We start from the raw sequence: 22,796 nt of genomic DNA on the forward strand, positions 1-22,796 counted from the left end.
TGCTCATGAATCGCCGGATGGGCGCCATCGAAGTATTGGCCTTTTTACTGCTCTGACTTCATCGACTCTTCTGATCACTGTAGAAATAGGAGCATTCGTAAGTTGATCAGGAGCGGTTTTGGCTATCTGAGCCAATTCAAGCAAGGTTTCCACCAGAGCATCAAGATCCTGAATAGATTCGGTTTCTGTCGGTTCAATCATCAGTGCTTCATGGACTAATAGGGGGAAATACATCGTTGGGGGATGATAGCCTCTATCGAGCAGGGCTTTACAAAAATCAAGTGCTCCCACACCGTAGAGATCCTTGAAATCTTGGAGTGAGAGAACAAACTCATGCATACAATGACCTCCGAAGGGATGTGTGAACTCTTTTTTCAATCTTTCCAAGCAGTAGTTGGCATTAAGCACAGCATGGTGTGCCACTGATCGTAAACCATCGCTTCCCATTGAAAGAAGGTAGGCATACGCCCTCACCAATACCAAGAAGTTACCCCAAAATCCACTTACCTTGCCAATCGATGACTGGCTACCCCAATCGAAATTGTACCCGCTGTCGTCCTTTACCATATCAGGCTTTGGCAAGAAGGGTCTCAACAACGATTTGACCATTACCGGTCCGGCTCCTGGACCTCCGCCTCCGTGCGGTGTCGAAAACGTCTTGTGAAGATTGAGATGGACAACATCGAAGCCCATGTCTCCAGGGCGAACCATACCGAGAATGGCATTCAAATTAGCACCATCATAGTAGAGCAACCCACCACTTTCATGTACGAGCGTTGCAATTCTCGTGATATCACGCTCAAAGAATCCCAATGTATTGGGGTTGGTGAGCATGACTGCAGCTACAGTTTCGTCCAATAGGCTCTCCAAAGATGAAAGATCAACCAGGCCCCGTTTGTCGGTAGGGATCTCTACAACATTGAATCCGTTGAGTGCGGCCGATGCCGGATTCGTTCCATGCGCTGTGGATGGGATGAGCACCTTAGTCCTAGTACTATCGCCCTTGGATAGATGGTAGGATCTGATAATCTTTAACCCTGTGTACTCACCATGGGCTCCAGCTGCCGGTTGCAAGGTTCCCCAATCCATGCCAGTTACAACTGCGAGCATCTCTAGTAGATGGAACATGACAGAAAGTGCGCCTTGGACACTATCGGAATCTTGTAATGGGTGAATTGCGAAAAAACCTTCCATTCTGGCTACCAAATTATGTAGTTTTGGATTGTACTTCATGGTGCACGAGCCTAAGGGATACGGTCCGAAATCGACTCCACAGGTAATTTTTGCAAGATTTGAATAGTGTCTCACCACATCAAGCTCCGACAATTCAGGAAGCTGAGGAGGTTCTTGACGACACAACTTTGCAGAGAGCTGGGGTGCACAGGGAACATCAGATGGTGGATAAGTATAGCCTCTCCTTCCCTTCTGGGACTTCTCAAATACCAGTAATCCACTCATACCAAGACCTCCGCTACGATATCGGCATACCGATCAAGCTCTTCTCGTGTCCGTTTTTCTGTTACTGCGACAACAAGTGTTGAAAGATCTTCCATCCGCTCTGAGAGGACGCCCAATCTTACCCCTCCATGTATGTTGTTTCTCGCTAACCTCTCCAATACGGTTTCCATCCGTTCGACGGAATCGAAAACCAAAGGAAACTCTGTCCAAAAGGGTCTATGGCCACCAACGACCATATGCGGTAGCGAAGCCAGGCGGTTGGCTAGATAGTGACTCTTATCCCAACTTTGTCGGGCGGCCTCAAGAAGCCCTCCATACCCGACATGAGCAACATGGATAGTACTGGTAAGTGCTGCCAACGCTTGGTTCGAACAGATATTACTCGTTGCACGTTCCCGCTTAATATGTTGTTCGCGAGCTTGCAACGTGAGGACGAAGGCTCTCTTTCCTTCAAGGTCGATTGTTTGGCCAACAATCCTTCCCGGCATTTTTCTGATCAAGGCCTCCCTGACGGCCATGTAACCACAACAGGGGCCTCCAAACGCAGAAGGTAAGCCTAATGGTTGGGTATCACCGATAGCGATATCGGCTCCCCATTCTCCTTGAGAATGTTGCAGAACCAAAGATAGGGGATCGCTGGAGATGGTCAAAAGCGACCTATTCTCATGAACGAGTTCTGCCAACTGCGTATAGTCCTCCAGAAATCCATATCGATTGGGACTTTGTACGATAACTCCTGCTATATCTTCCGAGAGATTAGCTGAGACTTGAGCAATATCAGTTGTACGATTGCACTCGTTGATTACCTGTATATGGAAATCGGTACCATAAGCCCAAGTTTCCAATACTTGTAACGTGTAAGGATGAACTGTACTAGATACGAGTACGACCGAACTCTTCCGTTTCGCTGACAGCATCATTGCAGCTGCCTCGGCAGCACCAGTGTGCCCATCATACAATGACGCGTTAGCGGCATCCATTCCTGTCAACTCACACACTATGGTCTGAAACTCAAATATCGCTTGCAACAAGCCTTGGGATATCTCCGGCTGATATGGTGTGTAGGCGGTAACGAATGCAGGAAGAGAGGCCAACTCCTGGACCGCAGATGGAATGATGCGGTCATATGAGCCCATTCCTTGAAATGAGATGCCAACACGATTCATCGCCGCTAAGGCCTTCATATGTCGAAGAACCTCCTCCTCGGCCATTCCTGGCTGAAAGAAGAGGTCCTGTTTCAGTCTAATATCTTCGGGGATTTGTGAAAATAAAGCATCGATCGTTTCAACGCCGATGGACTTGAGCATCCGTCTGCGTTCATCCTCGGTATGGGGAATATAGGGAACCATAGCACCTCCGGAAAGACATACACAGTCAGTGTAAATCACCGGAGGGTCGCTGGCAATGTCAATTCGTCCACTTGACTCCTACTGTAGCAGATAGCGTGGCGATATTGTTCTGAGAATAGCGGGAAGTACTTTCTGTCCACGTATCGACATCGTACTGGCTGGTACCATCTGAAGTACCTCCGAAGAAACGGGCATTGCCGAAGAGCTCCCAATTATCTGTCACCTGATAACCCATCCTTAGTGAGGCATCGAGGATTGAGCCCTCGAAGTCAAAATCGGCTCCATTGAAGAACGATGAGCTGGCATAGGATCCGGCGATGTCGGCACTGAGATTGAGACCGAACGGGAAGCGGTATTCACTATAGATGGCAAGTGCCGGAACAAGACCGACGTTGTTGGAGACAAAAAGATCTTGAGCAGTTGTTGTAGAATCATTGTCATCCAAAGCTTTGAATTGGATCGACACATTGCGGATCTGCAAAACCATACCGAGACCTAAGATTGCATTGTCGTGCTTACCCAACACATCATAGGTGTAGGAGAAACGATAGAATGGGAAACTATAGGTAATCTCCATGGGAGTTCCAGGTTCAAAAACCGAGTCTCCAATATTGATTGGACTTGCTGTTGTTGGGATTTTTACATTTGTCACCAATTCGAATGGCTGGTAGGTGAACCAGGCGCGATGTCTTCCGGCGATGGTAGCTCCGACAGCGTACCGTTCGAAGGGAAAGAGCCTATCTTGACCACCCATATTCACATAATCGAAAGTTGTCATTGTCGAATCATCTGGACCTGATCCATTGCGGTATGTGTGGTAGAGTACAGCAATAGTACCCTGTTCAGTCTCCACGAAAGGTTCGAAGGAGACTGCGGACACTGAAGCAAGGACAAATAAGAAGATTGCAGTAAGAGTAAGAATACGTTTCATAACGCCTCCGATAGAATTCAAATTTATATTGAATTCAATTTATCGAAAGCGTTTGGAAACGGCTAGTGATTTCATCACCAATCAGTCTAAAGTCTTCAGAAATTCCCCGTATGCATCGGAATCGAGCAAATCATCCAGATCCGATGCATTAAAATCCTTCAGTGTGTAGAGATAATGCTCATAGGAATCTTCATTGATCAGCTCAGGAGAGGCGTCTAGTTCTTCATTCAATGAAGCTACTGTTCCGGCTATGGGATTATAGATAGCACTAGCCGCTTTTACCGACTCTATATTCGCAATCTCGTCATTTGCCGCGAATTGCTCCCCCACACTCGGCAGTTCTACATAAACGACCTCGCCTAAGGTATCTTGGGCATAATCTGTTATACCTACGTATGCGAGATCACCTTCGATACGAACCCATTCGTGATCCTTCGAGTACCGCAACTCCGATGGAATCTTACTCATGTCCCTCTCCTAAAGATTTAATTTCATCAAGTAGTACGATAACCTTGCAATACCGCCAGGTCAAGCTCAGGATACAAAACATAACGATTCAACAATGCTTGAACGCGATTCTTAGCCTCTTCTATGGCAGAGGCATCGGTCTCATATTTGGCTCTACTCAACTGTCCAGCTTTGGCACCCTTGGAAATGGTCGTTGGTTTGGTATGTTCAAGAACCAGCTTAATTATTGAAGCAATTTCCTTCATTTCAACCTCACCCATTCCTAAAGTAGTGACAGCAGGAGTCCCAATACGTAATCCACTGGTATACCAAGGTCCATTCGGATCAAAAGGCAGTGCATTGCGGTTGAGTGTCACCCCACATTCACGCAAGGCGCTCTCTGCCTGTCTACCATTTAGACCGAAAGTTCGTACATCGAGTAACATGAGGTGGTTGTCTGTACCTCCAGTAGCTACAGGGATACCCTCCTTTAGGCAAGCTGCAGCCAGAGCTTGGGAGTTCTTGACAATCTGTTGAGCATAGGATGCGAAAGAGTCATCGAGAGCTTCGGTGAAAGCTACAGCCTTAGCAGCAATCACATGCGGAAGTGGGCCTCCGATTACCAATGGACACCCTTTATCCACAGCTTCAGCGAACTCCTGCTTGCACAGGATCATACCACCACGAGGTCCACGCAAGGTCTTGTGTGTAGTAGTGGTGACTACATCAGCCCATGCAACCGGATCGTAAGAGCCTTTCATGACTTTCCCTGCAACCAATCCAGCGAAATGGGCCATATCCACCATGAATACTGCACCTACTGAATGGGCAATTTCACTCATCCGTTTGAAATCGATCAATCGTGGATATGCACTATAACCAGCAAGGAGTATAAGCGGACGAATTTCCTTTGCCTGCTGTTCAATAGCATTGTAGTCGAGAAGTCCAGTCTTTTCGTCGACAGTATACGTATAGGCATCGAACATTTGGGCAGAGACATTCTGGCGATATCCGTGGGTAAGGTGTCCACCCGAATAGTAGTCCAATCCGAGAAGACGTTGGTTTCCGATCTCCTTTCTTAGCGTATCCCACTGGTCACGAGACAATTCGCTTGGATTGGTAATTCCAATCTTCTCCAAAGCGGGAACTTGGACACGGGTATTGAGTATAGCCCAGTAAGCTACTAGATTCGCATCTGCTCCACTATGGGGCTGAACATAGGCATGTTCGGCACCGAATAGACGGCAAGCCTGCTCACAGGCATGGTCTTCAATCACATCCACATTATCGCAACCGGCATAAAAGCGATGGAAGGCGTACCCTTCAGCATATTTGTCGGTAAAAAGGTTCCCCATTGCCAACTGGCAAGAGAGTGAGGAAAAATTCTCACTTGCGATCAACTTCAAATGTGATCGTTGGTCTGCTAATTCCTGTACGATATGGGAAGCGACGCTCGGGGATACCGAAGCGACCTTGTCTAGTGAAGCCAAATAGGCGATAAATCCACTATCGACTTGGTCTACTGGAGTCTTCTCCAGGTATGCTTGCAAGGGGGAAGATGTGCTCATGGCGAACTCCTTTGGATTTGCGAATGGAAAATCATCTTTGTTGCATTGTGCCTCCTTCCTGCACAGTGTGTCAACAAAAGTAGTTGCAATACCCGTATTGTCATACAACGTATCAATAGGTAGACTGGGAACCCACATGCAACTAGGAGTTCAGAATGACACAAGAAAGAGAACGGCTGGGTAGCCGAATCGGTTTTATTTTCCTTTCAGCGGGATGCGCCATAGGATTGGGTAATGTTTGGCGTTTTCCCTTTATAACAGGTCAGTATGGAGGTGCGGCATTCGTCCTTTTATACATATTGTTCCTATTGATCTTCGGATTGCCCATTATGATTATGGAATTCTCAATAGGTCGGGCATCACAACAGAATATCGGGAAGGCTTTGAAGACATTGGAACCGAAAGATTCCAAATGGCATGCGTACGGTCCTATAGCCATTGGCGGAAACTATGTATTGATGATGTTTTATACAACGGTAAGTGGTTGGTTATTCGCTTACTTCTTCAGTATGGCTAAAGGAGACCTCGCCGGTCTCAACCCTGATGCTGTGGGAGCATATTTCGGAGGGATGTTGGAAAATCCCATCACAATGACCTTTTGGATGGTAGTATCAACATTATTGGGACTCGGTATAGTTGCCATGGGACTGCAGAAAGGTGTCGAGAAAATCACCAAGTATATGATGAGTGCCCTATTGGCAGTAATGCTTGTTCTTGTAGCTAAATCAGTAACACTTCCTGGAGCAGGAGAAGGTCTGAAGTTCTATTTGCTTCCCGACTTTTCCCGTCTTTATACCGCAGGATTTTGGAATGCTGTGTATGCCGCGATGGGACAAGCTTTCTTCACCCTAAGTCTCGGTATCGGTAGCATGGCGATTTTTGGTAGTTATATTGATAAATCTAGGACACTGACTGGGGAATCGATCAATATCTTGGCGCTCGATACATTCGTCGCTTTGATGAGTGGATTGATCATTTTTCCTGCATCCTTCGCTTTCGGGGTCTCCCCTGATGCAGGACCTTCTCTCATCTTCATAACACTTCCCAACATATTCAACGCTATGCAGGGAGGACGACTGTGGGGAACTCTTTTCTTCGTGTTCATGAGTTTCGCAGCACTCTCCACATTGGTAGCTGTATTCGAAAATATCGTTAGTTACTGGATCGATGTCAAAGGCTGGTCCCGTAAGAAAGCTGTTGCGGTTAATATCATAGCAATTATCATCCTGTCCATGCCCTGTGTGTTGGGATTCAATATCCTCTCCGGTTTCCAACCTTTGGGACCTGGTTCCGGCGTACTCGACTTGGAAGACTTTATCGTGAGTTCAACCCTCTTGCCACTCGGTTCTTTGGTATTTCTCCTCTTCTGTTGCTCAAAGCGCGGATGGGGTTGGAAAAATTTCATCGCTGAGGCCGATGCAGGTAAGGGAGTAAAATTCCCGAAATGGGCAAGAACGTACGTTACCTATGTTTTACCATTATTGGTAATCTTTGTATTCGTCATGGGGTACTACAATATATTCGCACCGTTATTGAAAGGATAATATCCTGAACATTCCCCATAATCGTTTCTAAATACGGGTAGTTCTACCTTTTCAGGACTACCCTATTTCGTTCAGTTGACAAAAGACCTACCATTTCCTACAATTCCCAAGTTCTGTCCCACTGAGAGGATATATACTATTGGAGGTTTTGTGGCTAAAGAAGAAGCTATTGAAGTAGAAGGGATCGTACGTGAAGCCCTTCCGAACACCATGTTCCGCGTGGAACTGCCTAATGGACACGTTATTCTCGCCCATTTGTCGGGCAAGATGCGCAAGCACTATATTCGAATTGTCCCCGGAGATACCGTACGAGTGGCACTGTCACCATACGATCTGACCCGAGGAAGAATCATTTACAGAGAACGTTAACAGATTCCCTACGGCGATTTAGTTCTGCCTCCCCCGCTGCAAGATAACCCAGATGGCACCTGAACCTCCTTCTGCAGGAGGAGGGTTTCCGTATGCCCGTACCAAAGGTGATTTTTTCACGATTTCTGCGACCAATTCGGGCAAAACTGCCTGCCCTTCCTTCGAATGTAATCCCCGACCATGTACGATACGGACTTTCTGAAGTCGTTTTGCGACAGATTCGGTTAGAAACTGTTCAACCAAATGTCTTGCTACATCGCCGGTCACACCATGCAGATCAAGTTCTGCCTGAGGTTTCATCGATTTCAAGACACCGAGAGAAGCTTTCCCTGTCTTATAACCGTTATACGTCTTTACCCTCTGCGACTCTATGAGATTCGCCTCTTTTTCCCGCAACATACGGGAAAAGCGGCTTTCAGCAGCCGCTTTTCTTCCTTCGGGGGTCGATTCCCACTGTTCTAGGATATCCTTGAAATCCATTAGTTAAACCTCACGCACATCCAAAACCTCCATAACAAGAGGTTTGACCAGTTCGACCGCCTGACCTATCGAAATTCCCTGCATCTTGATTGTACAAACGGCATTTGAAGAATCTGTACCCATAAATGTACCGAACGCGATGATATCCACACCATTTGCGGCAAGTATATTGGAGATCTCGGCAATTGCACCCGGTTTGTCTTCTACAAGGAAACTCATTCTGACACCATAGTGTCTTGCTCCGAAAAGCTCGAGAAGTATCTTGAACAGATCACTCTTGGAGATGATACCAAGCAACTTACCATCTTCTAAGACAGGAAGGCTAGATAAGTCCTGATCAACCATGAGGCGAGCAGCCTCTTCAACGGTAGTATCCTTGGTAATCGTGACCACATCCCTAGTCATGAGTTTTTTTACCGTCAACTGACTCAGGAGATATGCCATTTCATGAATTGAAAGGGTACTAACAGGAGAAGGAGAGGCATAGAGGATATCTTTTTCAGAAATTATTCCGACAAGCTTCCGGTCTTTATCCAGAACCGGCAACCGATGAACCTTCTCACGTTTCATCAACGCAGAGGCTTCAGCAACCGACATCTCGGGACTGGCAGTCACCGGATTCCGTGTCATGCGTCTCTCAATTATCATCTCGACCTCCACCAATCAGCAATCATTCTTGTAGAATCAATTGTATCCTAGAGCTTGAGGAAATTCCAGCAATAATGCCATATTCCCCTATTCTCCCAAGTATGCGGCCTTTACTTTATCATTCTGCAACAAATTGGCACTAAGATCATCCAGTACGATACGACCATTCTCCATGACATATCCTTGTTTTGAAGCCTTGAGAGCCATTAAGGCATTTTGTTCAACGAGAAAGACGGTCACACCTTCTTCTCTGTTGATTATGGCAATCTTCTCGAAGATATCCTGTATGATCAGAGGAGCCAAACCCAACCCAGGTTCATCCAATAACAATAGACGCGGAGAACTCATCAAGGCACGGGCAATAGCCATCATCTGTTGCTCACCGCCACTGAGTGAACGGGTCTTCTGCTTTCTACGGGCTCCTAGGATTGGAAAGAAATCGTACATCTCTTCCTTTTTCTGCGCAATCTTTTGCTCATCACGAACTAGAAATGCACCCATATCCAAGTTTTCCTCAACAGTCATATCGGCAAATACACGCCTTCCCTCAGGTACAAGCGCAACACCTCTTCCTGCTATCTCATCTGTACGTAAATTGTTCGATGAGCCGAGCCTCTTACCGAAGAAAGGAAACATCTTCTTCGCATCACTGCTACCGGCTTCGGCAATACAGTGACCTTGATAGGTGATAGATCCAGTTGTAATAGGTTCAAGCCCTACAATCGCTTTCAGAAGTGTACTCTTGCCTGCACCATTCGCACCGATGAGACATACGATATCTCCCTGTTCAACCCTAACGCTTACATCGCGTAAAGCTTTGATGCTACCATAGGAGACACTGATGGAATCTATCGTTAATAATTCGCTCATGATTCTTCCTTTCCAAGATAGGCTTCTATGACATTGGGATTGTTTCGGATTTCCGAAGGTGTTCCATGTGCGATATTCTGGCCATAGTTCAGGACTGTTATCGTATCGCAAATGTTCATGACCAATTTCATATCATGCTCAATGAGAACAACAGTTATACCCAGATCGCGAATACGTCTAATGGTACGCATTAAGGAATCGGTCTCCATGGGATTCATACCTGCTGCAGGCTCATCCAGAAACAACAGCGTCGGACTTGTAGCCATAGCGCGTGCAATTTCAAGTTCACGTTGGTGGCCATAGGGCAAGTTCTTAGCAAGTTCATTCGCTAGAGGCACCATATTGAAGAAATCGAGCCATTTCATTGCTTGCTCATGCATTTGTTCGTACTCATCTTTCACATTCAGATAACTACGCACGATTGCTCCCAACCTACCCGAGGTGGGGCTCTTTCCTGTCGTGAAGTGCAACCCAACCATAACATTCTCTAAAACCGATAGCTCCTTGAACAATCGGATATTCTGGAATGTCCGGGCAATTCCCATACGGCATATCTTGTGGGCACTCTTATTGGTGATATCGACCCCATTGAAGTGGACTTTTCCTGCAGTCGGAGTATCCAAACCAGTCATATTGTTAAAGAGAGTCGTCTTACCGGCACCATTAGGTCCAATCAATCCGGTTATAAGTCCCTGTCGGACTTGAAAATCGACCTCACTTACGGCAACGACTCCACCGTATGCACGAGTGAGTTTGGTAGTTTCGAGGAGAATCATGATCGGCCTCCCATACCAAACAGTTTACCTGGTGCACTTCGTTGTTCACGACCGAGGATTCCCTGTGGCCTCCAAATCATCATGATAACCAAGATCAAACCGAAAAGGACCTGCTTGAATTGTGGTGGAATAACATTTGAAAGACCGACAAGCTGTGGAAAATAGGAGACAAATTGGATGAGGAAAGCTCCCAGGATTACAGCCTTGAAGTTTCCCATGCCACCAAGAACGACCATGCACAGTACCATAATGGATACCATGAATGTAAAAGCTCCTGGAGTAACAGACAAGATGAACTCGGCTTGGAGGCTTCCAGCTACTCCAGCAACACCGGCTCCTAGCACAAAAGCCCAGACCTTGTAACTTGTGGTATTTATTCCCATGGAAGAGGCAGCTATCTCATCCTCACGGATAGCTTCGAGAGCACGGCCAATACGGGATTTTGCCAATCGTTCGAACAAAAGATAGGCAACAAAAACAAATATCCAAACCATGACCAAGAAGCCCCATTTCGCATAGGGACTGATGGTTATGCCGAAAATTTCAACCATTGGGATGCGCTGGATACCCATGGGACCATTAGTCAAACTATCCCAGTTATTGAGTATATTCCTAACGATCTCGCCAAATCCAAGAGTTGCAATGGCAAGGTAGTCACCTTTCAAACGCAAGGTAGGTAGACCAATAAGAAGACCGAAGAAAGCAGCAATAACCGCTGCCAAGGGAACGGTCGCCCAAAAACTCCATCCATACGTTACACTCAAGATTGCAGTCACATAACTGCCGATTGCGAAAAACCCAGCCTGAGTAAGGGATAACAGCCCTACATAACCGGTTATTAGATTCTGTCCAATCGCCATGAGGGCATAGATGCCTGTATATATCAAAATAAGCAGAATAAAATTCAGCATTACACCTTCTCCTTCTCAACCTTACCTAACAATCCCTCCGGTTTTACTAGGAGAATGATTATCAAGGCAACGAATGCAATGGTGTCACGAAGTCCATAGGGAATACCGAGCAAGGCAACACCGAAGGTCTCCAAGAGTCCGAGGAGGATTCCTCCCAACATGGCACCGGAAATATTTCCAATACCACCGACAACTGCGGCTACAAATGCTTTCAGACCAGTCATGGTCCCCATAGAGGGGTACACCTTGATCTCCAATGCAATCAAAAATCCTGCAGTCGCAGCGAGGGCTGAACCAATAGCAAAGGTAATGGAAATAATGCGATCAGCTTTGATTCCCATGAGTTTTGCAGTGTCCTGATCCAGACTTGTCGCCCGCATAGCTTTACCGATCCTGCTCTTGTCAACGAACAATTTCAGTGAAACCATGGTTACGATGACTACAACCAGAATCAAGATCTGGTGGGGAGTGATCGCTACCCCTCCGATATGTAAGGGAGAATTGTCAAATGGATAGTCGAGCTTCCGAGACTTGGTACCCCACATCCACGCAGCCATATTACTCAATATGAAAGAGACTCCGATAGCGGAAAGCAGAGGAGCCAATCGAGTCGCTCTACGCAAGGGCTTGTACGCAACCCGCTCTATAAGCATACCCAAACCGGCACTGAATATCATTCCTGCTATCATAGCAATGAAAAATGCAACGATAGTCCACGGTCCCATGGTTTGTCCACGAATCAGGTTGAATGTAAAAAGTCCAAGATAGGAACCGACCATCAGAATATCGCCATGCGCGAAATTGATGAACTTAAGGATACCATATACCATCGTGTATCCTAACGCTATTAGCGCATAGATACCGCCCAAGGTAAGGCCGTTCATCAAATGTTGAAAAAATTCCGCAATAGATCCCACGATAGGCTCCTTAATGAAAGGTATCACAACGGCAACATTTCTCTCGTTCCGTCAGGAAATGATTGAGACCTCCGCGACTAGACGGAGGTCTGCGTGTCGACGTTGCCACAATATCACAAGTGATGCCGACGTTGCAATGAAAGGTATGGATATGGGACCGAAGTACCGGTCCCATATCGCATGAAAACAAATTATTTAACCTCGACCAATTCTCCATCGACAACTGTGTAGGTCCCTACGTACTTGGGAGTGGTTCCCTCGACCTTGTAGACGCCCTGGTATGCGACCAAATCACCATTCTCGGCAAAATTGATTGTTCCAGTCACACCGGGGAAGTCCTTAGTTGCAGCGAATGCATCGCGAACAGCCTTGCGGTCAAATTTTCCGGTATCGGCATAAACCTTTTCAAGTGCATCGAACAGAATATAGGCAGCATCATAAGCATTGGTTGCGAATGAGTCTGGTGCGAAGCCCCACATCTTGGTGTAGTCAGCTACGAACTTCTTGTATTTTTCCGATTCGTCAACCTGGGTAGGACCAACATAGATGACACCATCGGTGTAATCGCCGGCCAATCCATAGATCTCTGGGTTGGAAAAACCATCACTGGAAACGAATGGGATATCTACGCCAAGCTGGGTAGCCTGCTCAAGAATCTGAGCCATCTCTGCAGTATAGTTAGGAATGTAGATCGCATCAGGTCCAGCTGCCTTGATCTTGGTCAACTGTGTTTTGAAATCCTTATCACCAATCTGAGCGGTTTCGGCAATGGTAACTTTACCACCACGGCTTTCAAAACTCTCTTTGGTTCCTTCATACAAGCCCTGGCTATAGTCATTCTTCACATAAAGGACACCAAGTTCACGTACACCAAGCTTCTCATAGAAGTAGTGACCGGAAACTTCGCCCTGAAGACCATCGCTTGCAACGGTACGGAAAACATAGTCACCAATGTTGGTGATATCCTTGTGGGTACCGGAAGGAGTTACCATCATGATACCTTCTGCCTGGACACGCTCACCAACTGCGAACGAAACACCAGTGAAGACAGGACCAGTCAATGCAATGATCTTATCTGAACTGGAGAGCTTCTCGATTCCGGCAAGACCCTTCTGGGGATCTCCTTCAGAGTCCTCAACGATCAATTCAACGGGAACTTTTCCAGCGATACCACCGGTTGCATTCTTTTCCTCGATTGCAAGTAGGACACCTTTGGAAATCAAATCACCGTAGTTACCATAGTCGCCAGTCATGGGACCAATGAAACCTACTTTTGCGGTGCTGGGAGCTTCTTGCGCACCAGCAGCAAACAATGCCATGGTACTAGCCAAAGCAACGATCATACAAACAGCTAAAACTTTTTTCATACATACCTCCTGTATGGTTGCCCTCGATATCGGATAATAATTTCCACTTCAGGAACCTATATGCCGAGAACAGGACTAAAGTTAACGGAATTATATACATAAAGTAGTATATTTATTCAACACTCTTCCATCTTTATTGGACAAAAATCTCTTGAGATTACAACTTACACACAAATTTTGTTATCGTGTATCGTTTTCTGCAACTTTTCTAACCCTTTGAAAGACGGACATGTACTCCATGGATTCATGTCGATGGATGTTGACCAATAGGTAACTTATCACCTATCATCACAGGTGTTTCGCTCCGATAGCTCAGCTGGATAGAGCACTTCCCTCCTAAGGAAGGGGTCGCGCGTTCGAATCGCGCTCGGGGTACCAACAATAGCCTTGCAAGGTAAAACTTGTGAGGCTCTTTTTTTGGTTGAACATATTGATATATATCGATTAGATCGATACTATTCGATATGAGGAGTAGCCTATGGAATCAATCGACTCGAATATTACTGTACAGCTGGCAAGGATAAAGGCACTTTCTGATGAGACTAGACTCGAGATAGTTGGAATGCTGGCGAATGAACGTCTGTGTGCTTGCGATATCCTCTCATCCTTGCAGATAACCCAGTCAACTTTGAGCTATCATATGAGACTGCTCACTGATAGTGGTTTGGTAATTGCTGAACGAGATGGAAAATGGATGCATTACACACTTAAGAAAGAAAATATGGACGATTTGAGGACTTATCTGGGATTTATATCGACCCCTGGCAACCAACCAATCGTTATGCGGGATTCAAACTGTAGAAGCAAGCTAAAAAGATAAGAAAATTGGAGATAAGGAATGAGTAAATCTAAAGAGAACAAATCAGAGATGGCTTTTTTTGAAAGATATCTGACTGTATGGGTATTGGTTTGTATGGGAATCGGTATATTGATAGGCGTATTCCTCCCTGGGATTCCCGAATTTCTCTCCAGGTTCGAATATGCGAATGTCTCCATTCCCGTAGCTATTCTCATTTGGCTCATGATTTACCCTATGATGTTAAAAGTAAATTTCAACAGTATTAAGAAAGTAGGAGAAAACCCCAAAGGGCTGGTGGTAACTTGGGTAACCAATTGGCTCCTCAAGCCATTCACTATGTATGCAATCGCTATTTTCTTTTTCTATGTAGTATACCAATCGCTTATCCCCAGGGAACTCGCACGCCAGTACCTTGCTGGAGCTGTTCTGCTTGGCGCTGCCCCCTGTACGGCGATGGTATTCGTTTGGAGCCATCTCACAAAGGGTAACCCCGCCTACACCTTGGTACAGGTTGCTACAAACGATTTGATTATTCTAGCAGCTTTCGTACCAATCGTGGGATTATTACTGGGAATCAGCGGCATATCTATTCCTTGGATGACACTATTTCTCTCCGTAGTCCTTTTCGTGGTCATTCCATTAGGAGCTGGCTGGCTCTCCCGTGTGATCATCACAAAAAATCGTGGCTTGGACTATTTCGAGAACACCTTCATCCCAAAATTCGGCAATGTGACCATTACTGGTCTCCTGCTTACCCTTATCATCATCTTCTCATTCCAGGGTCAAATCATAGTAGACAATCCCCTGAACATCATACTGATCGCCATTCCTTTGGTGATTCAAACGTTCTTCATCTTCTTCGTTGCCTATTTTTGGGCGAAGGCTTGGAAACTGCCCCATGATATCGCAGCACCGGCTGGTATGATTGGAGCATCTAATTTTTTTGAACTCGCCGTAGCTGTTGCTATTTCCGTTTTTGGACTGAGCTCTGGAGCCACGATAGCAACGGTAGTTGGAGTCTTGGTAGAGGTTCCTGTAATGCTTACCCTCGTAAAGATAGCCAATAGGACCAAGTCATGGTTCCCTACAAAAACTACGTAAAGAGGAATAACGAATGGGAAAACGAAATCATAGAGTAATTACCGACTATATAAAAAAGAACTACGCCTCTATAGCACGGAAGGAGACACAGGGAAGTTGTTGTGGAGGGAACTCCTGTTGTGGAAACAAAGAGGTGGATATCGAACAGTTGTCAAAAACTCTCGGGTATGAACAAACTGATATGGACGATATCTCTAAAGATGCAAATCTGGGTCTTGGTTGCGGGAATCCCCTTTCTCATGCATCAATCAAGGAGGGAGAGGTAGTCCTTGATCTTGGAAGTGGTGGTGGATTCGATTGTTTCATTGCAAGAAGGAAAGTTGGAGAAAACGGTCGAGTCATTGGTGTGGACATGACCTCAGAGATGATTGACCTCGCAAGATCAAACGCTACTCGCTTAGGGTTCTCCAACGTAGAGTTCAGGGAGGGGCAAATCGAGAAACTTCCTGTAGCTGATGGGTCAATCGACGTGATAGTATCAAACTGTGTAATCAACCTTTCACTTGAAAAGCAACAAGTCTTTAATGAAGCTTTCAGGGTATTGAAACCCGGTGGACGGCTGGTAGTATCCGATGTGGTGGCGATCGCAGAGCTGCCCGAGACAATACAACAAGATATACGGCTAATCGCCGGATGTATCGCAGGAGCTGAACAGGCGAAAGTGATCGAACAGATGTTAACTAATTCCGGTTTTGTTCGCATTACTCTGGCTCCAAAAGAAACGAGTGAGGAAATCATATCCTCATGGGTACCAATGGATGATATTAACCGCTATGTGGCTTCATTTATTATACAGGCGGTAAAACCAATCTGATCAACCGCTTCCTGTTGAAGGAAAAGGATGGAGGGTTACTAGGTGGATAGAAAAAGCATTGCCCCTTGTGGGGTGATTTGTGACCTCTGCCTCGGATTCCAACGGGACAAGAATCGCTGTGTAGGATGTAATGCCGAAGGTGAAAAAGTTAATCATTGCAATGTCTGTACGATAAAATATTGCCCTGAAAAGGAAGGAATTTCTGAAAGGCTTTGTATTGCATGCAGTAAATTCCCTTGCAAGAGGATTCGTGACTTGGAAAAGCGCTACGCAACCAAGTATGGCGAAAGTCCTATCGGGAATATGCAAAGAGTAGAATCTGTAGGAATGGAGCAATTCCTAGAGGAACAAGAGGGGTTATGGCGTTGCAATGCGTGCGGAAATCTCGTTTGTGTGCATAGAGAGGTGTGTCTTCACTGCGGAGCCCCCAGGACCTATTTTATAAGGTCTCCGATAACCACTCTTTAACTCGTGTATGGATAGCATCACGTATGGGACGGATACCCACCAACTTTTCCTCATCTGTTCCTTGAATGGCGCTTGGATCGGGGAAGCCCCAATGTAAGCGCTGGTGCTTGCCGGGAAACATGGGGCAACGTTCGGCGCTACTTTCGTCACAGACCGTTACCACATAGTCGAAAGCTTCGTTGCGATCGATGTATTCTTTCGCGGGTTTGGCATAATGGCCTTCCATGGAAATGCCGATTTCTTCCATAGCCGCTACGACCAAAGGATTGAGTTTGCCTGCCTCAATACCACTGCTGTGGACGTCGAACCTTTCGGGGGCATAGTGCTTCACAAAGGCTTCACACATCTGGCTACGCCCTGAATTATGAATGCATACGAACATAATCCTTCTCTTTTCCATCTACCTATCCTCTTTGGATGAACACGAACATCCACTAGTAAAATGATTATGTTTGGCTACGGTTGGAACAGCCTCTTTGGGATTCACACAACGCATCATATCGAATACACATGGCATTACCAGTGTACAATTAACGCGAGTGCCTTCCTTATCCATATCGATAATACCGACTTGCTTAAGGAGGGCGAGGTGTTTTGAAGCAGCCGATTTATTCAACCCGAGCTGGGCTGCCAATTCGCAAACACACCATTGTTTTTCTCGCAATTCAGAGACCATTGCTAATCGCATAGGATGCCCCAACACTTTCAATAGTTTCGCGGTATCCTCGTACTGTTGTTCCTTGAGCTTGTCCATATAACAAATGTTGCAAGAAATGGAAACTTTGTCAATGAAAACCATTGACACCTTCGTCAATAGTTTCCAATAATGGAAACATAAGGAGTAAGGATATGGTTATTCAAATTCTTGGAACAGGTTGTCCGAAATGCAAAGCCCTCGAAGCAAATGCAAGACAAGCAGTCGAAGCTGGAGCAATAGAGGCAACAATCGAAAAGATCACTGACATTGATAAAATCATGGACATGGGGGTCATGATTACCCCTGCATTGGCGATTGACGGCGTCGTGAAAAGTTCAGGAAAGCTGTTAAACAAGGACCAAATTCTTGACTACGCAAAGGGTATAAAATAGTGGCAATCAAGGAGCTTTCACCCAACCGGAAAATCCTGCTTATCGCAGGAATTTTTCTTGTAGTATTCTTTATCCCATTCACCCATCCCCGTGTGGCAGGTGCGATCCAAGAAGCGTTCCTCATGCTTGCCGACTATGCGCATGAGCATGTGTTGCTCTGTGTGGTGCCCGCCATGTTCATCGCTGGTGCAATCGTGGTATTCCTCAACCAACAGGCAGTGATGAAATATCTCGGTCCGAAGGCAAACAAGCTGGTGGCCTATTCAGTGGCTTCTGTATCGGGTGCGATCCTCGCGGTCTGTTCCTGTACGGTATTGCCTTTGTTCAAGGGAATCTATAAGAAGGGTGCGGGGCTGGGTCCAGCGGTTTCGTTCCTGTATTCGGGCCCGGCTATCAATATTCTAGCCATCGTGCTCTCCTACAAAGTGTTTGGATGGAAGCTTGGTCTCACCCGGATGATCGTATCCATCGTGTTCGCCTTCATTATCGGTCTGATCATGCAGGCAATCTTCCACAAGGAAGATGAGAAACGACTCGCTGACGAACGCCTGTTCCAGAACATGGGGGGACCCGAAGCCAGGTCATTGGGACAGATGGTGCTGTTCATGATCTCGATAATCGGTATCCTGGTATTTCTCAACTGGGCACCCTCCAGCGGGGCGAGCTCGGGTTGGGACTTCATTTATCGCTCCAAGTATTGGATCACCGGTGCGTTCGGTCTTCTGCTCATCTATGCGATCGTCCGCTGGTTCACCAAGGATGAGTTGATCGAGTGGGGAGGAGCTACACGCGATTTTGCATTACAAATCCTTCCGCTGTTGTTCGGGGGGGTCCTCATTGCCGGATTTCTGCTAGGCAGGCCAGGACAAGAAGCGCTCATACCATCGGCATGGGTAGCATCCCTCGTTGGAGGCAATTCGCTGTTCGCCAATTTTTTCGCTGCGATTAGCGGAGCGTTCATGTACTTCGCTACCCTAACTGAGATTCCCATCGTACAAGGACTGCTTGGTGCTGGTATGGGTCAAGGTCCTGCGTTGGCACTCTTGCTTGCCGGTCCAAGTCTCTCATTGCCATCCATACTGGTCATCGGAGGAGAGTTGGGATTCAAAAAGACTGCAACCTATGTTGTGTTGGTGGTCGTATTCTCCACAATCGCGGGATTCTCCTACGGAATGATAGCAAACTGAATTTTTTTCGATAATGAAAGATAGAATAGGTATGCAAGTAAGCTTTCGTTTGGAAATTATACTGGAGTTACTGCAAGAACTGTAGTATCATAGTACCTGCGGTAGCGATACCGCATCCTTAGCCATCCCCTTTGGAACCAACATAGCATGGTGATTCCAGAGGGGTTTTTCATGGCTCAGGAACCTTCGAAACGACTCTTTCGGCTGGTGTAGACAGAAAACAGCACCATTGCTATCAGGGTAAAGATATATGGTATAGCTAAGATGAAATCGGCGGGGATGTTCCATGCACCTTGGGCATAGTTTGAAAAGGCATCGGCAAAACCGAATACCAGTGCAGCAAAGAACAAGCCAATAGGCTTTTTCTGTCCAAGGAAAATCACGACAAGGGCAATCCAACCCTTACCGCTGGTTATGTTAGGAACGAATGCACCTAGATTCAATGTAAGTACGGCTCCCGCTAGACCACAGGTAAAACCGGATATCAGAAATGCAAAAAAACGATATCTTTGCGGTCGCATTCCCAATGACACCAGAGTCTGTTCATGCAAACCTGCTGCCCGCAATCGAAAACCAAACGGAGTCTTATAGAGAACCCATGTTGCAACAACCAACAATACCCAACTGCCATATACGAATATGTGGTGACCGATAAGGATATCACCAAGGATTGGTATCTGCTGTAGCTTTGGGATAACAAGACGAGGCAATTTAGCAATATCCTCGAATACGATTACCCCCTTATTCCCGAATAGTCGGAATGCCAAGACTACGGTCAGACCAGAAGCGAATAGATTGGTTGCAAGACCGGTAATAAAAACATTCGATTTCAGATGCAAGGTTATGCTTCCCAACAGAGCTGCAAGTGCCATGGTACAAAGGATCCCCATAAACACACCAACAATCATATTTTGAGAGTAGTAGGTGAAAACAATTGAGGTAAATGCACCGGTGAGCATGAGACCTTCTAATGCGATATTAAGCATGCCCGAGAGTTCGGTGAACAACCCTCCCGTCGCTGCAAGGAGAAGTGGGGTCATGATTGCTACCGCACTATGCAAAACCGGTATGGCTACTGAGTTCATACAAGCCTCCTCTTCTTACCGATTTGCTGGAGTACCGTACTTGTTACGAGAAAAAAGACAACAGACTGTACTATCGAGGCTATCTCGAAGGTTACATCGGAATGGAGCATGGCATTACGTGCTCCGGATTCGATATAGGCAAAGAAGAGGGCAGCAGGGATGATAGCAGCTGGTCGATACTTGGCAATAAGAGCTACAGCAAGTCCGTTCCACCCCATACCAACCGAAAACTCCTTCATACATGCATAGTAGGTTCCGAATATGGCCATTCCTCCTCCGAGTCCATAGAAGGCTCCGCTGAGGAACATTGGCCAGACGCGATACCAGCGGGTCCGGATACCACCATAACGGGCAAATTGTGGATTTAATCCGAATAACCTCAACTCATAGCCACTCTTGGTCTTATAGAGATACCCATAGACCAATATAACAGCTAGAACAGCGAAAAAGAGTGCTGCACTTAAATTCGAAGGCTCTAAAATACGCGAAAACCGGAATACTTCGGGGATTTTTCTTGTAGCAATAAGATTAGTGTCAGGATCCATGAATGGACCTGCTATGAGATAACTCACGATAAGCATAACGGCATTCGAAACTAGAAAAGATGTAATCAATTCACTGGTATTCCACTTCATTCTCAGTACTCCAGAGAATCCTGCTAAGAGACCTCCAGTCACAGCTCCAAGAAAAAGTGCAATAACCGCTCCAAGAAATCCCCACTGAGCCATTGCCAGCGCACTTATTGTCGCAACAAAAGCACCACTATACAATTGCCCCTCTCCACCTAAATTGAAACTCCCCGAACGCATCGCCAAGGAGACTCCTAAGCCTCCGAAGATCAAGGGAATGGCAGTATTAATCATATTTCCGAAGTAGTAGGTATTCTGCAATGGCCCTAAAAAAAAGTATCTTAAGGTTTTACCTGGCGTCTTGCTTAAAAGTAATGAAAGCACCACTAAGACCGATAGGGCGATGCCTATGATGAGTAGCGCTCCGATGGAACCTCTCAGAATCCCCATTACGGGAAATTGTCTTTGCTCCTTTCGGTCACTCATCCTGTGTCTCCTGTCGTTTCAATCCCAACATATAGGCACCCATTTCCTCTTTTGTGACACGTTCAAGCTCTTTACCCGAAATTGTTGCCACCACCGTCCCGCGGTAGAGTACAATAATGCGATCTGCCAATGCTAGAATCTCATCCAGATTGCTAGATATTAAAATCACAGCGGCACCATCGCTACGCAGTTTCACCATCCTTTCATATACAAATTTACTACTTGCGATATCAAGGCCCCATGTGGGTTCGCTGAAAACAATATAATCCCTATACTGTTCAATTTCCCGGGCTAGTATCGCCTTCTGTATATTACCACCCGAGAGCGTACCAATCGGCATCCGTGCTTGTCCCTTGACACCATAAGTCTGCATCAGACTACAAACCTGTTTTCCAATTTTCTTTCGGTTCATAAACCCGTAAGTACTGTAGCTCTTTCTGGAAGTGATAATGAGGTTATCGGCAACGGTTGCTTGCAAGGCGCTTCCCACCTGCAATCTGTCGGCAGGAACATAGGCTAATCCATCTTGTCTCAAGGCATGTGAATCTTTTCCTGTGATATTTTCCCCTCTATGGATTACCTTGCCCTTGGAGACGGGCAAAAAGCCTCCCAATACAGCTTCAAGAACGCCCAATCCATTGCCTCCGACTCCAGCAAACCCCAAGATCTCACCACCATGTGCAGTGAAAGAGACATCATTCAACAATGGTCGGTCTTGATTTCTTCGTACCACTGAAACATGCTCAAAAGATACTACCGGCTTGTGGGGCTTTCCAAAAGGAACCTTATCTATTGCGAGAGATACACTCTCACCCATCATCAGGCGGGAGATTTCTTTCTCATCAACGCTGTCGGTTGCAAAATCCCCAACCATTCTTCCTTGCCTCATAATAGCGATACGATCTGAAATCGCTTTTATTTCATGAAGTTTATGAGTAATCAGAATCAACGAGGTTCCACCTGCAGCGAGTGCGCGTAAGGTTATGAACAATGAGTCGATCTCCTGTTCAGTCAATACTGCCGTGGGTTCATCGAGTATGAGGATATCCACATCGCGATAAAGCATCTTTATAATTTCAACCTGCTGTTTCTGCCCTACGGTAAGTCGTCCAACTGTTTTATTGGCATCTATGGAAAAATGGTGTTTCTCTATTACTGTAGCAACTTCCTCTTCAGCCCGTCTCAAATCGTATGAAAGGCGGTGTTTGAGAGGTTCCCTACCCATGGTCACATTCTGTGCTACAGTGAATTCGTTTATCAACATGAAATGTTGATGGACCATCCCGATACCCAACCGATTCGCTTCCAAAGGGGATGATATCGTCTCGGGACGCCCGAAGATAGAAATAACACCTGAATCGGGACGTTCCAACCCATAGAGAACTTTCATCAGGGTAGTCTTACCTGCTCCATTCTCTCCTGCTAAACAGAGAATCTCTCCTCTATTGAGTATCAGGTCAACACCATCGTTCGCACGAAGACCGGATTCGGGGTATATTTTTACAATGTTGCGCATCTCTACCGCGTGTTCCATCTTGTAAGAACTCCTTGAGTACAGGTTAC

The 22,796-nt window shown here is 46.1% G+C and carries 26 protein-coding genes and 1 tRNA gene; 10 read left to right on the forward strand and 17 right to left on the reverse strand.

What is annotated here, in order from left to right; translation table 11 throughout:
• Positions 1-3 precede the first annotated feature (3 nt).
• The 5 genes from gcvPB to ACODJP_RS03170 all read right to left on the reverse strand — a co-directional run bounded on the left by gcvPB (position 4) and on the right by ACODJP_RS03170 (position 5,753).
• Positions 4-1,458 (reverse strand): aminomethyl-transferring glycine dehydrogenase subunit GcvPB, encoded by a 1,455-nt coding sequence (gene gcvPB / locus ACODJP_RS03150; protein ID WP_422478375.1) that lies wholly within the window; start codon positions 1,456-1,458, stop codon positions 4-6.
• Complete coding sequence (gene gcvPA, locus ACODJP_RS03155) at positions 1,455-2,807, reverse strand: aminomethyl-transferring glycine dehydrogenase subunit GcvPA (RefSeq protein ID WP_422478377.1); 1,353 nt, start codon at positions 2,805-2,807, stop codon at positions 1,455-1,457. The genes gcvPB and gcvPA overlap by 4 nt, the downstream gene beginning before the upstream one ends.
• A gap of 58 nt (positions 2,808-2,865) precedes the next feature.
• Positions 2,866-3,738, reverse strand: a complete 873-nt coding sequence (locus ACODJP_RS03160; protein ID WP_422478379.1) for a hypothetical protein — start codon at positions 3,736-3,738, stop codon at positions 2,866-2,868.
• An 81-nt stretch (positions 3,739-3,819) separates the two neighbouring features.
• Positions 3,820-4,206 carry a glycine cleavage system protein GcvH gene (gcvH, locus tag ACODJP_RS03165; protein WP_422478381.1) on the reverse strand — a complete coding sequence of 129 codons (387 nt, stop codon included), beginning with the start codon at positions 4,204-4,206 and terminating at the stop codon, positions 3,820-3,822.
• Between the two features lie 26 nt (positions 4,207-4,232).
• Complete coding sequence (locus tag ACODJP_RS03170) at positions 4,233-5,753, reverse strand: glycine hydroxymethyltransferase (protein WP_422478383.1); 1,521 nt, start codon at positions 5,751-5,753, stop codon at positions 4,233-4,235.
• Between the two features lie 155 nt (positions 5,754-5,908).
• Here ACODJP_RS03170 and ACODJP_RS03175 point away from each other — a divergent pair, with 155 nt between their 5' ends.
• Both ACODJP_RS03175 and infA read left to right on the forward strand, forming a co-directional pair.
• A complete protein-coding gene (locus tag ACODJP_RS03175; protein ID WP_422478385.1) occupies positions 5,909-7,297 on the forward strand; it encodes a sodium-dependent transporter in 1,389 nt (462 codons plus the stop codon).
• Between the two features lie 150 nt (positions 7,298-7,447).
• Positions 7,448-7,666: a translation initiation factor IF-1 gene (gene infA, locus ACODJP_RS03180; RefSeq protein WP_422478387.1), complete on the forward strand. Its 219-nt coding sequence runs from the start codon at positions 7,448-7,450 to the stop codon at positions 7,664-7,666.
• Between the two features lie 18 nt (positions 7,667-7,684).
• Here infA and ACODJP_RS03185 read toward each other — a convergent pair whose 3' ends face one another.
• From ACODJP_RS03185 to ACODJP_RS03210, 6 genes are all read right to left on the reverse strand, one after another.
• On the reverse strand, positions 7,685-8,146 hold the full coding sequence (locus ACODJP_RS03185; protein ID WP_422478389.1) for a Smr/MutS family protein: 462 nt from the start codon (positions 8,144-8,146) through the stop codon (positions 7,685-7,687).
• A gap of 3 nt (positions 8,147-8,149) precedes the next feature.
• Entirely contained in the window at positions 8,150-8,794 is a 645-nt protein-coding gene (locus ACODJP_RS03190; RefSeq protein WP_422478391.1) for a CBS domain-containing protein, read from the reverse strand.
• An 87-nt stretch (positions 8,795-8,881) separates the two neighbouring features.
• Positions 8,882-9,664, reverse strand: a complete 783-nt coding sequence (locus ACODJP_RS03195) for an ABC transporter ATP-binding protein (protein WP_422478393.1) — start codon at positions 9,662-9,664, stop codon at positions 8,882-8,884.
• Positions 9,661-10,440 carry an ABC transporter ATP-binding protein gene (locus ACODJP_RS03200; RefSeq protein ID WP_422478395.1) on the reverse strand — a complete coding sequence of 260 codons (780 nt, stop codon included), beginning with the start codon at positions 10,438-10,440 and terminating at the stop codon, positions 9,661-9,663. Before ACODJP_RS03200 ends, ACODJP_RS03195 begins: the two co-directional genes overlap by 4 nt.
• Positions 10,437-11,351: a branched-chain amino acid ABC transporter permease gene (locus tag ACODJP_RS03205; RefSeq protein WP_422478397.1), complete on the reverse strand. Its 915-nt coding sequence runs from the start codon at positions 11,349-11,351 to the stop codon at positions 10,437-10,439. Before ACODJP_RS03205 ends, ACODJP_RS03200 begins: the two co-directional genes overlap by 4 nt.
• A complete protein-coding gene (locus tag ACODJP_RS03210; protein ID WP_422478845.1) occupies positions 11,351-12,235 on the reverse strand; it encodes a branched-chain amino acid ABC transporter permease in 885 nt (294 codons plus the stop codon). Before ACODJP_RS03210 ends, ACODJP_RS03205 begins: the two co-directional genes overlap by 1 nt.
• A gap of 46 nt (positions 12,236-12,281) precedes the next feature.
• On the opposite strand from ACODJP_RS03210, the gene ACODJP_RS03215 reads away from it, so the two are divergent.
• Complete coding sequence (locus ACODJP_RS03215) at positions 12,282-12,452, forward strand: hypothetical protein (RefSeq protein ID WP_422478399.1); 171 nt, start codon at positions 12,282-12,284, stop codon at positions 12,450-12,452.
• A 7-nt stretch (positions 12,453-12,459) separates the two neighbouring features.
• Here the strand turns inward: ACODJP_RS03215 and ACODJP_RS03220 are convergent, their stop codons facing one another.
• Positions 12,460-13,635 (reverse strand): ABC transporter substrate-binding protein, encoded by a 1,176-nt coding sequence (locus ACODJP_RS03220; RefSeq protein ID WP_422478401.1) that lies wholly within the window; start codon positions 13,633-13,635, stop codon positions 12,460-12,462.
• 301 nt (positions 13,636-13,936) lie between these two features.
• Between ACODJP_RS03220 and ACODJP_RS03225 the strand changes: the two genes are divergently transcribed.
• From ACODJP_RS03225 to ACODJP_RS03245, 5 genes are all read left to right on the forward strand, one after another.
• Positions 13,937-14,013 (forward strand) — tRNA-Arg (locus tag ACODJP_RS03225).
• A 100-nt stretch (positions 14,014-14,113) separates the two neighbouring features.
• The gene (locus tag ACODJP_RS03230; RefSeq protein WP_422478403.1) at positions 14,114-14,455 is read left to right on the forward strand and encodes an ArsR/SmtB family transcription factor; all 342 of its coding nucleotides are present in this window, start codon (positions 14,114-14,116) and stop codon (positions 14,453-14,455) included.
• Positions 14,456-14,473: 18 nt separating this feature from the next.
• Positions 14,474-15,535 carry an ACR3 family arsenite efflux transporter gene (arsB, locus tag ACODJP_RS03235; RefSeq protein ID WP_422478405.1) on the forward strand — a complete coding sequence of 354 codons (1,062 nt, stop codon included), beginning with the start codon at positions 14,474-14,476 and terminating at the stop codon, positions 15,533-15,535.
• Between the two features lie 13 nt (positions 15,536-15,548).
• A complete protein-coding gene (locus tag ACODJP_RS03240) occupies positions 15,549-16,349 on the forward strand; it encodes an arsenite methyltransferase (protein ID WP_422478407.1) in 801 nt (266 codons plus the stop codon).
• 42 nt (positions 16,350-16,391) lie between these two features.
• A complete protein-coding gene (locus ACODJP_RS03245; protein WP_422478409.1) occupies positions 16,392-16,817 on the forward strand; it encodes a DUF3795 domain-containing protein in 426 nt (141 codons plus the stop codon).
• Here the strand turns inward: ACODJP_RS03245 and ACODJP_RS03250 are convergent.
• Positions 16,789-17,217 carry an arsenate reductase ArsC gene (locus tag ACODJP_RS03250; RefSeq protein WP_422478411.1) on the reverse strand — a complete coding sequence of 143 codons (429 nt, stop codon included), beginning with the start codon at positions 17,215-17,217 and terminating at the stop codon, positions 16,789-16,791. The genes ACODJP_RS03245 and ACODJP_RS03250 overlap by 29 nt on opposite strands.
• The gene (locus ACODJP_RS03255; RefSeq protein WP_422478413.1) at positions 17,218-17,571 is read right to left on the reverse strand and encodes an ArsR/SmtB family transcription factor; all 354 of its coding nucleotides are present in this window, start codon (positions 17,569-17,571) and stop codon (positions 17,218-17,220) included.
• Positions 17,572-17,666: 95 nt separating this feature from the next.
• Between ACODJP_RS03255 and ACODJP_RS03260 the strand changes: the two genes are divergently transcribed.
• On the forward strand, positions 17,667-17,906 hold the full coding sequence (locus ACODJP_RS03260) for a thioredoxin family protein (RefSeq protein WP_422478415.1): 240 nt from the start codon (positions 17,667-17,669) through the stop codon (positions 17,904-17,906).
• Entirely contained in the window at positions 17,906-19,093 is a 1,188-nt protein-coding gene (locus ACODJP_RS03265) for a permease (RefSeq protein WP_422478417.1), read from the forward strand. Before ACODJP_RS03260 ends, ACODJP_RS03265 begins: the two co-directional genes overlap by 1 nt.
• Positions 19,094-19,269: 176 nt before the next feature.
• On the opposite strand, the gene ACODJP_RS03270 is transcribed toward ACODJP_RS03265, so the two are convergent.
• The 3 genes from ACODJP_RS03270 to ACODJP_RS03280 are packed head-to-tail and all read right to left on the reverse strand — an operon-like array spanning position 19,270 to position 22,767.
• Positions 19,270-20,178: an ABC transporter permease gene (locus ACODJP_RS03270; protein WP_422478419.1), complete on the reverse strand. Its 909-nt coding sequence runs from the start codon at positions 20,176-20,178 to the stop codon at positions 19,270-19,272.
• The gene (locus ACODJP_RS03275; RefSeq protein WP_422478421.1) at positions 20,175-21,233 is read right to left on the reverse strand and encodes an ABC transporter permease; all 1,059 of its coding nucleotides are present in this window, start codon (positions 21,231-21,233) and stop codon (positions 20,175-20,177) included. The genes ACODJP_RS03270 and ACODJP_RS03275 overlap by 4 nt, the downstream gene beginning before the upstream one ends.
• Positions 21,226-22,767, reverse strand: coding sequence for an ABC transporter ATP-binding protein (locus ACODJP_RS03280; protein WP_422478423.1), 1,542 nt, complete (start codon positions 22,765-22,767; stop codon positions 21,226-21,228). Before ACODJP_RS03280 ends, ACODJP_RS03275 begins: the two co-directional genes overlap by 8 nt.
• Between the last annotated feature and the right edge of the window lie 29 nt (positions 22,768-22,796).

The sequence above is a fragment of the Pleomorphochaeta sp. DL1XJH-081 genome (assembly GCF_049310885.1).
Classification (GTDB): Bacteria; Spirochaetota; Spirochaetia; order Sphaerochaetales; family Sphaerochaetaceae; genus CAYZJV01.